Below are 14,686 nucleotides of genomic sequence, written 5' to 3' on the forward strand. Positions count from 1 at the left end.
AAGTTCACAAAACAGCTGCTCATGTTTTATGGATATTGTGGCTTGTGACCGAGGAGTTGGCAGGAGAACGCCGTTTATACGGAAAAAGGAGCTGTGACACGACTTTTGTCACAGCCCCCAAACATAACGTCTTTCGTTGCAACAGCAGATGCTTCGGAGAATCAAACAGACTGGAGAAGATGAACGAGTGGCTTTTGAAACCATCGGAGAAAAATTACGGCAAGCACGCCTGAATAAAAAGATATCTTTAGATGAATTACAGCAGATTACAAAAATTCAAAAACGTTATTTGGAAGCAATCGACAATGATGATTTTGATCAATTGCCTGGTAAGTTTTACGTACGGGCGTTTATTAGGCAATACGCTGAAGCTGTAGGAGAAGATGGAGACCATTTAGTCGATGTTTTTGATGGAAAAAGCAAATTGACAGGATCGGTCCCTGAACGTCCGCAGCCTGAAACAGTAAGTACTTCCAGAAAAGCAATACATCAAGAAGAATCGCATCCAAGTCGTTTTTGGACAAGTCTTCCTGTCATTTTATTAGGATTGGTCGCTTTGGCGATCGTCGTTGTCGTAGGCTATATGACTTGGCAAGATCGTCAAGCTGATCCAATAATCGGCGATACAGCTTCTTCGCTCAAAGTAGAAGGATCAGTCGAGGAGTCCTCTTCCTCAGAGCAAAGCACGCAGACCCAAGAGTCTTCTACAGTAGAGTCAACAACAGAATCAAGTGAAGAAAAGAAAATGGCAATAGCTGCAGGAGAGGATTCCGGCAGTGCCATCGCAGTAAATATTACAGATGCTACCAAGCCTGTCACTCTTGAGTTTACCGCTGTCAATCGTGTGTGGATCGGTGTGCTAGTAGACAATGCTTATGTTTATCAAGGAACACTGGCAGCAAATGAAACACAAAGTACCGTGTTACCGGAAACAGCGGCCAATGCGACCATTACGATCGGTGCAGCAAGCAATGCGACGATCAAAGCGAATGGAGAATCCGTACCAGTTAATCCAGGGGAAAACAATCAGAGTCCTAAAAATGTGAACCTGACTCTCCAATACGCAGAGTGATCGTACAAATGAGTTTATTCATCTATTTACTTGTAGGCATAAAAAAGAAGGATCGTGACAAATCTGTGTCGCGGTCCTTCTTCGTTATTTCCAAAAGATCAATTTCAATAAAAATGCTCCGTTGAATAAATTCGTTCGGAAAAGTAAATAATATCGGTGGAAACTTCGCGGATAGTCACGTAGAATAGGGAAGAAAGGAGTCGATAATGTGAATTTACCAAATAAATTAACTGTACTTAGAATTTGTATGATCCCGATTTTCATTTTGGTTGTAGGATTACCGTTAGATTGGGGACAACTTAACGTAGGGGACACCACACTGGCTGTCACGCAGCTAGTAGGCGCAGTTATTTTTGCATTAGCCAGCATCACAGACTGGTTAGACGGAAAAATTGCCCGTGCACGAGGTCTTGTCACTAACTTTGGCAAATTTGCGGACCCACTGGCAGATAAAATGCTAGTTATGACCGCTTTTATCATGTTGGTTGACCAAGGAAAGGCCCCAGGTTGGGTAGTCGCGATTATTGTCTGCCGCGAATTAGCCGTCACAGGCTTACGTTTACTACTTGTCGAACATGGAGAAGTCATGGCTGCTGCTTGGCCGGGAAAAGTCAAGACGGCTACACAAATGGTTGCTATTATCTTGCTGTTTATCAATAATATCCCATTCAATCTGATTAGTATTCCAGTAGACCAAATCATGCTTTATGCTTGTCTGATCTTTACTATCTATTCAGGTGCGGATTACTTCATCAAAAATAGCGGCGTGTTCAAAGGATCAATGTAGGTATTGTTTTGTGGATGGTCAGATTCGTCGGTTCTTGATAAAGCGAAAATAATTTGATCATATAATGAAAAAAGAACTGGGGAGAGGCTGGTCCATGGATCAGCCTTGCCCTCTTTTTAAATAAAAAAATATATAAGTACAGCGTATACTATATAAGGGAGCGGGAAGTAATGAAAGCAGAAATAATAGCTGTCGGAACAGAACTTTTACTAGGACAAGTCGTGAATACGAATGCCACTTTCTTGTCAGAACAGCTAGCTGATCTAGGTATCGAAGTTTATTATCAGACAGTCGTAGGAGATAATCAGCAACGTTTAGAAGAGTTGATTGCTCTAGCTGAAACAAGAAGTGAACTCATACTCTTATGTGGCGGATTAGGACCGACAGAAGATGACCTGACAAAAGAAGCAACTGCGGCTCACCTCGGTAAGTCTCTCATACAAAATACGGAAGGATACAAAAAATTATTGGCATATTTTGAAACAACCCATCGAAAAATGACCAAAAACAATCTGCAACAGTCCCAAATCATCGAAGGCGGGGTTCCTCTACCAAATCGTACAGGGCTTGCTTTAGGGACTTTTTATCAAACAGATACACATGCATATATCCTTCTTCCCGGTCCGCCTAATGAGTTGAAACCAATGTTTGTGGAACAAGTACGTCCTTTACTAGAGGAACGTTTTCCTTCTGAAGAAAAACTGATTTCTAAAGTTTTGCGCTTTTATGGGATTGGTGAATCGCGACTGGTCACTGAACTAAAAGATCTAATCGAGACACAGATCAATCCAACGATCGCTCCTTATGCCAAACCAAATGAAGTGACATTGCGTCTAACAGTGAAAACAAAGGATGTTCAGGCAGGAAATCAAGCTCTTTTAGCATTGGAAGAAAAGATTCAAGAACGAGTAGGAGAATATTTTTATGGATATGGCGATGATAATTCGTTAGCAAAAGTCGTAGTGGAACTGCTGAAAGAAAACAAGCAGACTGTAACAGCGGCGGAAAGCTTGACAGCCGGTGCCTTCCAAGCCGCATTGGGCGATATTGCTGGTGTATCTGAAGTATTTCCAGGCGGCTTCGTTACCTACTCGCTCCAAACAAAAGCTGGTTTTCTGGAGATTGATCCGGAGCTATTAGCAGAATATGGAACAGTCAGCAAAGAATGTGTGGAGCAGATGGCCATTCAAGCACGTGAGATAGCAAGAACAGATTACAGTGTAGCTTTCACCGGAGTGGCTGGACCGGACACGTTAGAAGGTCACCCTGCAGGAACAGTATGGATCGCTATTTCATCTAAAGATGGCGTGGTTTCAGAAAAATATCATTTTGGCAGAGACCGTGCGGCTATCAGATATAATGCGGTTATGCAAGGATTTGATCTTTTGAGAAAACAGCTTTTAAGAAAATGATAAATGCGAATATTTGTTCGGTTTTTTCTTGCTTTTTATTACTAAAAACGATATGATAAGGATAATGAAATGTTGCTCTGATTTGTAAATATAAGGAGGATTATCGTATTGGCAGATGATCGTAAAGCAGCCTTAGATGCTGCACTGAAAAAAATTGAAAAGAGCTATGGTAAAGGCTCTATTATGAAATTGGGCGAAAAAATCGACCAACAAATCTCTACAATTCCAAGTGGCTCTCTTGCGTTAGATGTCGCTTTAGGTGTCGGCGGTTACCCCCGTGGACGTATCATCGAAGTATACGGACCTGAAAGTTCAGGTAAAACAACAGTGGCGCTACACGCTATTGCAGAAGTACAAAAAAATGGCGGAACGGCCGCTTTCATTGATGCTGAGCATGCGTTAGATCCGCAATATGCACAAAAATTAGGCGTGAATATCGATGAACTACTTCTTTCACAGCCTGACACAGGAGAACAAGGTCTGGAGATCGCTGATGCTTTAGTATCAAGTGGGGCTGTAGATATCGTAGTAGTCGATTCAGTTGCTGCTTTAGTTCCACGAGCAGAAATCGACGGCGAAATGGGTGACTCACATGTCGGGTTACAAGCACGTTTGATGTCTCAAGCATTGCGTAAACTCTCTGGTTCGATCAACAAAACAAAAACAATCGCTATTTTCATCAACCAAATCCGTGAAAAAGTAGGCGTGATGTTTGGGAATCCAGAAATCACTCCTGGAGGACGCGCATTGAAATTCTACGCAACGATCCGTTTAGAAGTACGTCGTGCAGAACAATTGAAACAAGGAACAGATATTGTTGGTAACCGTACAAAGATCAAAGTCGTAAAAAACAAAGTAGCACCTCCTTTCAAAATCGCTGAAGTAGATGTCATGTATGGTTTAGGGATCTCACAAGAAGGAGAACTTCTAGACATGGCAGTAGAAAAAGACATCGTTGATAAAAGCGGTGCTTGGTATTCTTATAAAGAAGATCGGATTGGTCAAGGACGGGAAAACGCTAAAATCTATATGGCTAATCATCCTGAAATGATGGCAGAAGTTTCTGCTCTAGTTAGAGCAGCTTATGGCATTGGTGAAGAAGTGGCTGTCCCAGAAGATACAAAAGGCCAAGAAGAATTACCTTTAGAAGAAGAATAATAAACAACATAAATAAAAACGGCTGGTCTGAAGAGTAGATACTCTCCTTGACCTGCCGTTTTTTTATTGAATAAAGAACAAAGAAATCTTGAGTTATTTAATCATACGAGTAGCTACATAAAATAAAAAATATCTATTCGACTACAAAAAGTAATTTAGTTAAAAAGTTTCTCAACTTGAAGGTTTACCTATATGAAACTAGTGTCATTTATTCTAAAAACCACCGTTTAATGAATAAGTAGAAAGCCGTTTCTTTGTTTATTTAAAGTTGACACTACGGGGTACAAACATTAGAATAAAGTTGTGCATGTTTTTTGTACACATATATGCGAAGATGCATATTGACAAGTTTAGAATAATTTATCATAGAAGCTGTATAGATGATAAAAATGAAAAAGATAGTATGGAGGTGGATTTTATGGTATTCAACATTCTCCTCGCTATCATCGGTTTAATTGTCGGTCTTGGTTTAGGGTTTATGGTCGCAAAGTCACGTCACGAGAAAGAAATAGCTGGTGCACAATCATCAGCTGCTGGGATCATCGATAGTGCAAAAAAAGAAGCAGAAACTCTAAAAAAAGAAGCATTGTTAGAAGCTAAGGAAGAAAATCAGAAATACCGTTCTGAAGTTGAAAGTGAGCTGAGAGAAAGTAAGTTAGAATTAAAATCTCAAGAGAATCGTTTGATTCAACGCGAACAAACGCTGAATCGTAAAGATGACTCGTTAGAAAAACGCGAGAACTCACTTGAAAGTAAAGAAGAAGCACTTAGTTCAAAACAGCAATTAATTGAAGAGCGAGAAAAAGACGTTGAAAAAATGATTGAAGATCAACAAAAAGAACTAGAAAAAATTGCTGGTTTATCAAAAGAGGACGCACGAGATGTCATCATGAAATCGACTGAAGAAGAGCTGAATCATGAGTTAACTCTAATGGTAAAAGAATCTGAACAGCGTGCCAAAGAAGAAGCAGATCGCAAAGCGAAAAACTTATTATCATTAGCGATTCAACGCTGCGCAGCAGATCAAGTTTCAGAAACGACTGTTTCAGTCGTTACCCTTCCGAATGATGAAATGAAAGGTCGTATCATTGGACGAGAAGGTCGTAATATTCGAACGCTTGAGACGCTGACTGGTATCGATTTGATCATCGATGACACACCTGAAGCAGTTGTTCTTTCCGGATTTGATCCAATCCGAAGAGAAATCGCACGAATGACCTTGGAAAAACTGATACAAGATGGACGAATCCATCCAGCACGAATCGAAGAAATGGTCGAGAAATCTCGTAAAGAAATGGATGAACGTATTCGTGAATACGGGGAAGAAGCAGCATTTGAAGTCGGTGCCCATACACTTCATCCAGATCTAATCAAGATCATCGGACGTCTGAGATTCAGAACTAGTTACGGACAAAACGTCTTGAAGCATTCGGTCGAAGTTGCAAAATTAGCTGGTATCTTAGCAGCAGAACTTGGCGAAGATATCCAATTAGCAAAACGTGCCGGGTTGCTCCATGATATTGGAAAAGCACTTGACCATGAGATTGAAGGATCTCACGTTGAGATCGGTGCGGAATTAGCTGCCAAGTACAAAGAAAACCCAGTAGTAATCAACGCAATCGCTTCTCACCATGGCGATGTGGAAGCGACTTCTGTTATCTCTGTCCTTGTAGCTGCAGCAGACGCGCTTTCAGCAGCAAGACCTGGTGCGCGAAGTGAATCATTGGAAAACTACATCCGTCGTTTAAGAAGTCTGGAAAATATTTCGAACAGCTTCGCCGGTGTAGAATCAAGTTACGCCGTTCAAGCTGGACGCGAAGTTCGGGTAATGGTCAAACCAGAAGAAATCTCGGATCTGGACGCTGTTCGTTTAGTACGCGATATCCGTAAACGAATCGAAGAAGAGCTGGATTATCCTGGACATATCAAAGTAATCGTTATTCGGGAAACTCGCGCAACTGATTATGCTAAATAAGAGTAAACACAAAAGAAGAGTCGCGGCAAAAGCCGCAGCTCTTCTTTTTTTGTAAGGTACGAAAAAACATTGCTATCATTATTTTTTATTCAACATCTCAAGATCTTTCTCGATCGTCGTATTGATTCCTTTGATGATTGCTGGGATGAATCCTGCTTCTTCTAGCGCAACTACACCGGCAACGGTCGTACCACCAGGAGAAGAAACTTGGTCTACAAGTTCCCATGGATTTTTATCACTTGAAAGGAATTTTTGACAAGAACCCATGATTGCTTTTGCAGCAATTTCAGTTGCTGTCTGTTTGGACAAACCATTTAATACACCAGTCCGTCCCATCGCATCGATCAGCATATAAATGAATGCGGGCGAGCTGCCAGCAAGGCCGATGAATGTACTGAAATCTGCTTCTGCTAAAGGATAGATGCTACCGATTGCTTCAAAAATTATCGTGGCTTGTTGAAGCTGTTCCTCCGTGGCAGCTTCATTTTTGCAAATCGCAGAAACGCCTGCTCCTACGCTGACATTGACATTCGGCATCACTCGTACGATGGAGGCCTGAGGATCTTCAAGCGCTGTTTCTAAATCTGTTAATGATTTTCCTGAAGCAATAGAAATGAATAAGACCTTCTGGCTGTATTCTTTTAGTTCTTTTAATACTTTTTCAATGATTTTTGGTTTCACGGCTAAAAGAATGATATCTGATTTTGATGCAACTTCCTGGTTGCTTTTGCACGCATGGACGCCAGTTTCAGCAGCGAATGTTTGTGCATTTTCAAAATGACCACTGGAAACGAACACTTCTTCTTTCGAGACTGTTCCTGTTTTCAATAAACCATCAATAATAGCTTGTGCCATATTCCCTGTACCGATAAATCCTACTTTCATGTTATCCTCTCCTTTAGCATTAGGATATCTTTCTTTTTCTATGATCGCAAGCAAAGAACAGGTCTAAAGTGGAAAAATTAAAATAAATAAGATAACATTGGGGTATAACACAAAAGTATACAAGTTAGGAATGGGAAAATGTGAAAAATAAACGATACTTGATGCTGCAATGGATAAAGGAACATAGTCTGATTTTAAAATTGATTTTTTTCGGCTCCGTGTTAGTCTTTGTGGCAAATCAAGTCGCAAATATTGCTAATGGCATGAGTTGGCAAGATATTTGGCAAAGGATGGGACAACAAAGCCACATGACGATCCTGCTCATGATTCTGGCTGGACTGCTGGGTGTCACTCCGATGTTGTTGTATGATTGGGTGACGATCAGAGTCTTAGAAAAACAAGGAAAACCAAAAATGGAAAGAAAAGAGTTTCTTCTTGCTGCGTGGGTAACAAACACGATCAACAATCTCGCCGGTTTTGGTGGTGTGGTAGGAGCAAGTCTGCGGGCTAGTTTTTATGGAAAGCAGACAAATAGGAAAATGGTGTTAGTGACTGTTTCAAAAGTCGCACTATTTATGCTGACTGGTTTGTCTGTATGGTCGTTTCTTACATTTATTGATGTCTTTTTTATTCAGTCAGAAAGTATTTTTCGGAGCTATTGGATCTGGCTTTTCGGCGGTAGTTTTTTAGCACCAGTCATTTTCTTTTTTGCTTATCTAAAGAGAAAGACTTTGTTCTCTGAGTTTTATCCAAAAGGCTTGCTTGGTCTGCTACTGGCATCTTTTGGACAATGGACGGGGGCACTTGCGGTATTTCTGACTATCGGCAAGTTGATGAGAATAGATATTTCCATGTTTTCGATCTATCCTATGTTCATGATTGCGACGCTGATAGGAATGTTGACAATGGTCCCAGGTGGAATGGGGACTTTTGATGTTTTGATGATCTTAGGAATGAGTCAATTGTCTGTTCGGCAAGACGTAGCAGTAGTTTGGTTGTTATATTATCGGTTGTTTTATTATGTCCTGCCTTTTTTGACGGGACTTCTATTGTTCATCACACATACAGGAGTCAAAATCAATCGATTTTTAGATAATATACCGCGATTATTTTTCCAAAAGGTTGCGCATATCGTGCTCGTAAGTGCTGTATATTTTGCAGGGATCATGATGGTACTCCTGTCAACGATCACTAATCTGTCTGCAATTAGTCGGCTGTTTCAGGTATTATTGCCGTTCTCGTTCAACTTTTTAGACCAGACATTGAACCTACTAGTGGGCTTTTTATTGCTCGGTCTTGCTCGAGCGCTTTCAGTAAAAGTCAAAAAGGCATTTCTGCCTACGATCGCTTTACTAGCTTTTGGTATTTTAAATACGATCACACGTACATTATCTTGGCAATTGTTATTGGTATATGTCTTGATTCTATTGGCTGTGTGGTTATCTAGAAAAGAATTTTATCGAACAAAATTCGTTTATTCTTGGGGAGCTATACTCTTTGATGCTAGCTTGTTCGGTTTCTTATTTATTGTTTACGCAATTGCGGGTTATCATAGTGGACGCTTTTTAGTTGGACGGATAACAGGTAACCATTTTATTTTGTTTCCTTCAGATGATGTGTGGTTCTCAGGGCTCATTGGTTTGGGCATCTCGTTGCTAGCTTTAGTGGCGCTTTATCAATACTTAGCAGAAGATACTACGACGCTTGGCAGTGAGTACGAAAAAGAACGTTTTGACCGTTTATTGGAAACATACGGAGGCACAGCTACAAGCCATCAGCTTCGCTTGCCAGGATACAGTTATTTTTATTACCAAAAAGACGACCATGACCAAGTCGTTTTTGGCTATCAAATCAAAGGGAACAAATGCTTTGTTTTAGGAGATCCAATTGGTAATCCCAAAATGATGCGGGCAGCAACGAATCAGTTCATGAAACGAGCAGATTGTTTAGGTTATCAGCTTGCTTTTTATAAGATATCAGAAAGCTACGTAGTGATGCTTCACGAATTGGGCTTTCATTTCACGAAAGTAGGTGAAGCAGGAATTGTTGATCTAGCGACAGAAGACTTGTCTCGGCTGAGTCAGCAACTTGAATATCAAAGTTTGATGAAAGAAGGATACCATTTCACTTGGTATGACCAACTACCAGAAGAATTACATCAAGCTGTAAATGAAGTTTCACAAAAATGGCTTCACGGTGCACGAGAAAAATACTTTTCTGTGGGACGATTTGATGAATCCTATGTATTATCCAGTGGCGTTGGTATTGTCCGTAAAGATCAAAAAGTCGTGGGCTTCATCACCGCTCAACCGATGACGAAAGAACAAGCGGGTTATGATTTACTTCGAATCTTGCCTGAAGAGCCTGAGGAATTAGCGGATTATCTATTAGCTAATTTGTTCATTGTATACGAGAAAATGGGCTATCTGGAAGCAAATCTGGGATTAGCACCTTTAGCAAATGTTGGAGAAACAGATTTTTCTTTCTTTCAAGAAAAAGTCATGCATATCGTATATAATTATGGTAATTTTTTCTATTCCTTCCAGTCTGCTTATGAAAAGAAATTGAAATATGTCGATCATTGGGAAGGTCGCTACTTTGCATATCGGAAAGGAAGTAATTTCGGATTTGCTACCATGCAGCTGCTCAGTTTGATAGGGAAAGAAAAAGGAAATGTGCCGAGTTTGGCAGAAGAAGTGCTCACAGAATTATAAGAATCACTAGAGTTTATTTGGATTATGAAGAGAAAATTTCTATGAAAGCTGTTGAAACGATGACAAAATCAACAGCTAGGCGGACATAAGCTATACTTTTATTTTTCCCTATGATAGAATACTTGCGACTTAGACTTTTCGAATGGGTGAGAGGATGGAATTGATTGAAAAAGCGCCAGCCAAGATAAATTTAGGACTGGATGTATTATATAGGCGGCAAGATGGGTATCATGAGTTGGAAATGGTGATGTCAAGCGTAGACTTGGCAGATCATCTATTTTTTGAAGAAATAGCAGAAGACAAAATCATTGTAGAAACAAATAAAGCATTTTTACCGGTAGATGAGCGTAACAATGTTTATCAAGCTGCTTTATTATTAAAAAACAAATACAATATCAAAACCGGTGTCAAGATCTTTGTTAAGAAGAATATTCCAGTAGCCGCTGGATTAGGCGGAGGAAGTACAGACTGTGCAGCTGCTTTAAGAGGGATCAACCAATTATGGAATCTAGGCTGTTCATTAGAAGAGCTAGCAGAGATCGGTTTGGAAGTTGGTACAGACGTTCCTTACTGTGTATATGGAAGTACGGCTTTTGTCGGAGGTAAAGGGGAAGAAATCCAAGTATTACCTTCTATGCCACAGTGCTGGGTTGTGTTGGTCAAACCAAGAATGAGTGTTTCCACACGTACAGTGTTTAGGGAAGTAGATACGCAAGCTATCCAACATCAAGATATCCACGGACTTGTTGAAGCCATCCGAGAGCAAGATTATCAGCAGATGATCAAAAAAATGGGAAACAGTTTAGAAGATGTAACGGGAAACCGGCATCCAGTCATCCATCAAATCAAAGAGCGTATGGTCAAGTACGGAGCAGATGCTGCATTGATGAGTGGAAGCGGACCAACCGTTTTTGCCTTGTGCCAACATTATTCAAGAGCGCAGAGAGTATATAATGGGTTAAAGGGTTTTTGTGAAGAAGTTTATTTAGTACGAACCTTGCAATAAAAATAGAAGAAGTAAAACAGGTAAGGAAAGACTGAGGAGTCCTAAAATGGGATTCTTCAGTTTTTTTATTGTAATGAACAGCTTAAACATGAGTGTTAACTCATCCATTTTACGATTTAATCAGAATATCCACGTTTAAATCAGAAATTTATGGATTTCTATTGACGGCGTTTTTTTATTTTGATACATTAGTTCACGTTGATAAATCGTAAAATTACGATTTGTTTATTTGAAAGGAGCATATAGATGAAAAAATATCTTTTGACAGCTACGGTAATGATAGGTGCTTTATTGTTTGCAGCATGTGGAAATACGAATAAGGAAGCAGATAAAAAAGAAGACTTGACAATCGTTACGACATTTTATCCGATGTATGATTTTACAAAAGAGATCGTAGGGGACGAAGGAAACGTGAAACTTTTGATCCCTGCCGGAACGGAGCCTCATGATTTTGAACCAAGCGCAAAAGAAAGAGCAGAAATTTCCGATGCAGATGTTTTCGTGTATAATAGTTCAGACATGGAATTTTTCGTGGATTCGTTGAAGGATTCAGTGGACAGCAAACAGACCTTGATGATTGAAGCAGCTAAAGGAATTAACCGCTTAGAATCTCAAGAAGCAGATGAACACGAAGAATCAGAAGAAGGACATGATCATGCGCATGAATATGATCCCCATGTTTGGCTCGATCCGGTATTAGCTATAAAAGAAGTCAGAACAATTGCTGGAGAATTAGGCGAAAAATATCCAGATAAAAAGGAAATATTTACGAAGAATGCTGATGCTTATATCAAAAAGCTTGAAGCACTGGATCAAAAATACTCCGAAGAACTCAAAAATGCGACAAACCGCACATTCGTCACTCAGCATGCTGCTTTTGCTTATTTAGCGAATCAATACAACTTAGAACAAGTGGCGATTTCAGGTGTTTCGCCAGATCAGGAACCAACACCAAGCCGCTTAGCTGAACTAAAAGAATTTGTGAAGAAAAACAACATCAAAGTGATTTACTTTGAAGAAAACGCCTCTTCGAAGGTGGCAGAGACATTGTCGAATGAAACGGGTGTGAAGTTAGAGGTGTTGAATCCTTTAGAAAGCTTGACCAATGAACAAATCAAAGCAGGCGAAAATTATATTTCTGTCATGGAAAAAAATCTGGAAGCTTTAAAAGAAAGTATCAATTAAGTCTAGAATGGAGGTTATAAGGTGCGTTACATCGAAATATCTGATTTGACCTTTTATTATGATGATGAGCCAGTACTAGAAGATGTCTCCTATCATGTAGACGCGGGTGAATTTGTCATTTTGACTGGAGAAAATGGAGCAGCCAAGTCAACCTTGGTGAAAGCATCGTTAGGATTACTGAAACCTTCAAAAGGAACGATAAAGATTGCTGAGAAAAATCAAGAGGGAAAAAAATTAAGTATCGGCTATATTCCCCAACAAGTTGCATCTTTCAATGCAGGTTTTCCAAGTACGGTAATCGAATTAGTCCGATCAGGAAGATACCCAAGAGGCCGCTGGTTCAAGCGTCTCTCTGAAAAAGATCATCAACACGTACAGCGGGCTCTAGAAGCTGTTGGGATGTGGGATATGCGAAACCGGCGGATAGGTGAATTGTCTGGCGGACAAAAGCAGCGGATCAGCTTAGCACGTATTTTTGCTACTGATCCTGACTTATTTGTCCTTGATGAGCCAACAACAGGAATGGATGAAGAGTCTAGAAATGAGTTTTATCGTCTTCTCCGACATAGTGCCCATGTCCATGGGAAATCAGTACTAATGATCACTCATGATCATGAAGATATCAAACAGTATGCGGACAGACAGATCCGACTGGTGAGAAAGGAGGATTCTCAATGGCGTTGCTTTCATATGAATTCATGAGAAGAGCTTTTCTTGCGGCTATCTTCATTGCGGGGATCGCCCCGATGCTAGGTGTGTTTTTAGTGATCAGAAGACAATCGCTGATGGCTGATACACTTTCCCATGTCTCTTTAGCAGGGGTAGCGTTAGGATTCTTTTTGAACCTTAATCCTACACTTACGACCATGCTAGTTGTTGTGCTAGCAGCTGTGATATTGGAATATCTGCGAACAATCTACCGAACTTATTCGGAAATCTCCATTGCCATTTTAATGGCTGGCGGTTTAGCGCTAGCTTTAGTATTAATGAATCTGAGTGGCGGGAATTCTGCAACAAGTATCCAATCTTATCTGTTTGGTTCGATCGTGACCATTACTTGGGAGCAAGTCATCTTTTTAGGAATCTTATTCGTTGCGATCGGTATATTGTTCTTTTTATTCAAACGTCCGATGTATGTACTGACTTTTGATGAGGATACCGCTCATGTAGATGGATTACCCGTTCATTTGATGTCAATGATGTTCAATGTGATTACTGGTGTAGCTATTGCTGTGATGATTCCGATTGCCGGTGCACTTTTGATATCCGCAATCATGGTTCTTCCTGCAGCAATCGGTATGCGGTTAGGCAAAAGTTTCAATGTTGTGATTGCTATCAGTGTTTGTGTCGGATTTCTAGGGATGCTGTCAGGATTGACTAGCTCGTTTTATCTAGATACCCCTCCAGGAGCAACAATCACATTAGTCTTTATTGCTTTGTTCCTGATTGTAAATATCATCAAACGAATATTGGTTGCCTTCAGAAGAAAAAATAACTGAATGATAAAGAAAAGAAGCCTGATAAAAACGAAAAATTTTTTATAGGCTTCTTTTTATTTTAATAAATACCGAACTATTTTCTTATTTTTTCATAAAATGCTCGAATTTTTGAAGAAAAACTTATATAATGTAAAACGATAAAATTTCTTAAAAGGAGTTGGAATAGGTGAAAGTACGTCGCAGTGAACGTCTGGTTGACATGACACAGTATTTATTGAATCACCCGCATGAATTGATTTCCTTAACAAGCTTTGCCGAACGTTATGAATCTGCTAAATCTTCCATCAGTGAAGATTTGGGAATCATCAAGAAAACATTTAAAGAACGAGGGTATGGAACCTTGGAAACAATCCCAGGTGCTGCAGGTGGTGTATTGTTCATCCCTGAAATTTCATATGAAGAGGCGAAAAAATATATTGAATCTCTAGCAGAACGTCTATCAGAACAAGATCGTCTGCTTCCAGGAGGATATGTTTATCTCTCTGATTTGTTAGGAGAACCTGAACTGCTGCGTCAAGTTGGAAGAATCATTGCTTCTAAATACCTTGGTGAAAAAATCGATGCTGTAATGACTGTAGCCACAAAAGGCGTACCTATTGCCCAAGCTGTGTCCTATTATCTGAATGCACCATTCGTTATTGTACGCCGAGACTCAAAAATAACAGAAGGATCAACAGTAAGTGTCAACTATGTGTCCGGTTCTTCTGAAAGAATTGAAAAAATGGAATTGTCTAAGAGAAGCTTGAAACGTGGTTCACGTGTCCTTGTAGTGGATGATTTTATGAAAGGCGGCGGAACAGTCAACGGAATGAAGAGCTTGATCGAAGAATTCGAATCAGAACTTGTTGGCATCACTGTATTTGCCGAATCGAAATTCAATGGACATCGCGCTATCGATGATTATACGTCACTGCTTTATGTCAAAGATGTAGATACTCAAACGAAAAACATCACGGTTGTGCCGGGAAATTATTTTTCAGAATAAGAGGTTGT

12 protein-coding genes are annotated in these 14,686 nt (G+C 40.0%); 11 read left to right on the forward strand and 1 reads right to left on the reverse strand.

Going from position 1 to position 14,686, the window contains the following annotated elements:
- Positions 1–148 precede the first annotated feature (148 nt).
- The 5 genes from ESP02_RS11355 to rny all read left to right on the forward strand — a co-directional run bounded on the left by ESP02_RS11355 (position 149) and on the right by rny (position 6,404).
- A complete protein-coding gene (locus tag ESP02_RS11355; protein WP_002310444.1) occupies positions 149–1,072 on the forward strand; it encodes a RodZ domain-containing protein in 924 nt (307 codons plus the stop codon).
- Between the two features lie 208 nt (positions 1,073–1,280).
- Positions 1,281–1,859, forward strand: coding sequence for a CDP-diacylglycerol--glycerol-3-phosphate 3-phosphatidyltransferase (gene pgsA / locus ESP02_RS11360; protein ID WP_002310442.1), 579 nt, complete (start codon positions 1,281–1,283; stop codon positions 1,857–1,859).
- 170 nt (positions 1,860–2,029) lie between these two features.
- Positions 2,030–3,271, forward strand: a complete 1,242-nt coding sequence (locus ESP02_RS11365) for a competence/damage-inducible protein A (protein WP_002373450.1) — start codon at positions 2,030–2,032, stop codon at positions 3,269–3,271.
- 108 nt (positions 3,272–3,379) lie between these two features.
- Complete coding sequence (recA, locus tag ESP02_RS11370) at positions 3,380–4,429, forward strand: recombinase RecA (RefSeq protein ID WP_002293077.1); 1,050 nt, start codon at positions 3,380–3,382, stop codon at positions 4,427–4,429.
- Positions 4,430–4,847: 418 nt separating this feature from the next.
- Complete coding sequence (gene rny, locus ESP02_RS11375) at positions 4,848–6,404, forward strand: ribonuclease Y (protein ID WP_002287336.1); 1,557 nt, start codon at positions 4,848–4,850, stop codon at positions 6,402–6,404.
- Positions 6,405–6,482: 78 nt separating this feature from the next.
- Here rny and proC read toward each other — a convergent pair whose 3' ends face one another.
- The gene (gene proC / locus ESP02_RS11380; RefSeq protein WP_038399140.1) at positions 6,483–7,289 is read right to left on the reverse strand and encodes a pyrroline-5-carboxylate reductase; all 807 of its coding nucleotides are present in this window, start codon (positions 7,287–7,289) and stop codon (positions 6,483–6,485) included.
- 140 nt (positions 7,290–7,429) lie between these two features.
- Here proC and mprF point away from each other — a divergent pair, with 140 nt between their 5' ends.
- From mprF to purR, 6 genes are all read left to right on the forward strand, one after another.
- Complete coding sequence (mprF, locus tag ESP02_RS11385; protein WP_025478417.1) at positions 7,430–10,003, forward strand: bifunctional lysylphosphatidylglycerol flippase/synthetase MprF; 2,574 nt, start codon at positions 7,430–7,432, stop codon at positions 10,001–10,003.
- A 154-nt stretch (positions 10,004–10,157) separates the two neighbouring features.
- Positions 10,158–11,009, forward strand: a complete 852-nt coding sequence (ispE, locus tag ESP02_RS11390) for a 4-(cytidine 5'-diphospho)-2-C-methyl-D-erythritol kinase (protein WP_002293073.1) — start codon at positions 10,158–10,160, stop codon at positions 11,007–11,009.
- 246 nt (positions 11,010–11,255) lie between these two features.
- Complete coding sequence (locus ESP02_RS11395; RefSeq protein WP_002373456.1) at positions 11,256–12,194, forward strand: metal ABC transporter substrate-binding protein; 939 nt, start codon at positions 11,256–11,258, stop codon at positions 12,192–12,194.
- A gap of 21 nt (positions 12,195–12,215) precedes the next feature.
- Entirely contained in the window at positions 12,216–12,896 is a 681-nt protein-coding gene (locus ESP02_RS11400) for a metal ABC transporter ATP-binding protein (RefSeq protein ID WP_002315885.1), read from the forward strand.
- Positions 12,869–13,693 carry a metal ABC transporter permease gene (locus ESP02_RS11405; RefSeq protein WP_002287344.1) on the forward strand — a complete coding sequence of 275 codons (825 nt, stop codon included), beginning with the start codon at positions 12,869–12,871 and terminating at the stop codon, positions 13,691–13,693. The genes ESP02_RS11400 and ESP02_RS11405 overlap by 28 nt, the downstream gene beginning before the upstream one ends.
- Before the next feature lie 166 nt (positions 13,694–13,859).
- A complete protein-coding gene (gene purR, locus ESP02_RS11410) occupies positions 13,860–14,678 on the forward strand; it encodes a pur operon repressor (protein WP_002287345.1) in 819 nt (272 codons plus the stop codon).
- The last annotated feature ends 8 nt before the right edge of the window (positions 14,679–14,686 follow it).

Origin of the sequence: Enterococcus sp. NBRC 3427, from assembly GCF_007996925.1 — a bacterium.
GTDB classification, from domain to species: Bacteria; Bacillota; Bacilli; order Lactobacillales; family Enterococcaceae; genus Enterococcus_B; species Enterococcus_B lactis.

Excerpts from the sequence above, each read along its gene's own strand:
- ESP02_RS11355 (WP_002310444.1), top strand. The coding sequence starts at position 149 with ATGCTTCGGAGAATCAAACAGACTGGAGAAGATGAACGAGTGGCTTTT.
- ESP02_RS11365 (WP_002373450.1), top strand. The coding sequence starts at position 2,030 with ATGAAAGCAGAAATAATAGCTGTCGGAACAGAACTTTTACTAGGACAA.
- rny (WP_002287336.1), top strand. The coding sequence starts at position 4,848 with ATGGTATTCAACATTCTCCTCGCTATCATCGGTTTAATTGTCGGTCTT.
- proC (WP_038399140.1), bottom strand. The coding sequence starts at position 7,289 with ATGAAAGTAGGATTTATCGGTACAGGGAATATGGCACAAGCTATTATT.
- ispE (WP_002293073.1), top strand. The coding sequence starts at position 10,158 with ATGGAATTGATTGAAAAAGCGCCAGCCAAGATAAATTTAGGACTGGAT.
- ESP02_RS11395 (WP_002373456.1), top strand. The coding sequence starts at position 11,256 with ATGAAAAAATATCTTTTGACAGCTACGGTAATGATAGGTGCTTTATTG.
- ESP02_RS11405 (WP_002287344.1), top strand. The coding sequence starts at position 12,869 with ATGGCGTTGCTTTCATATGAATTCATGAGAAGAGCTTTTCTTGCGGCT.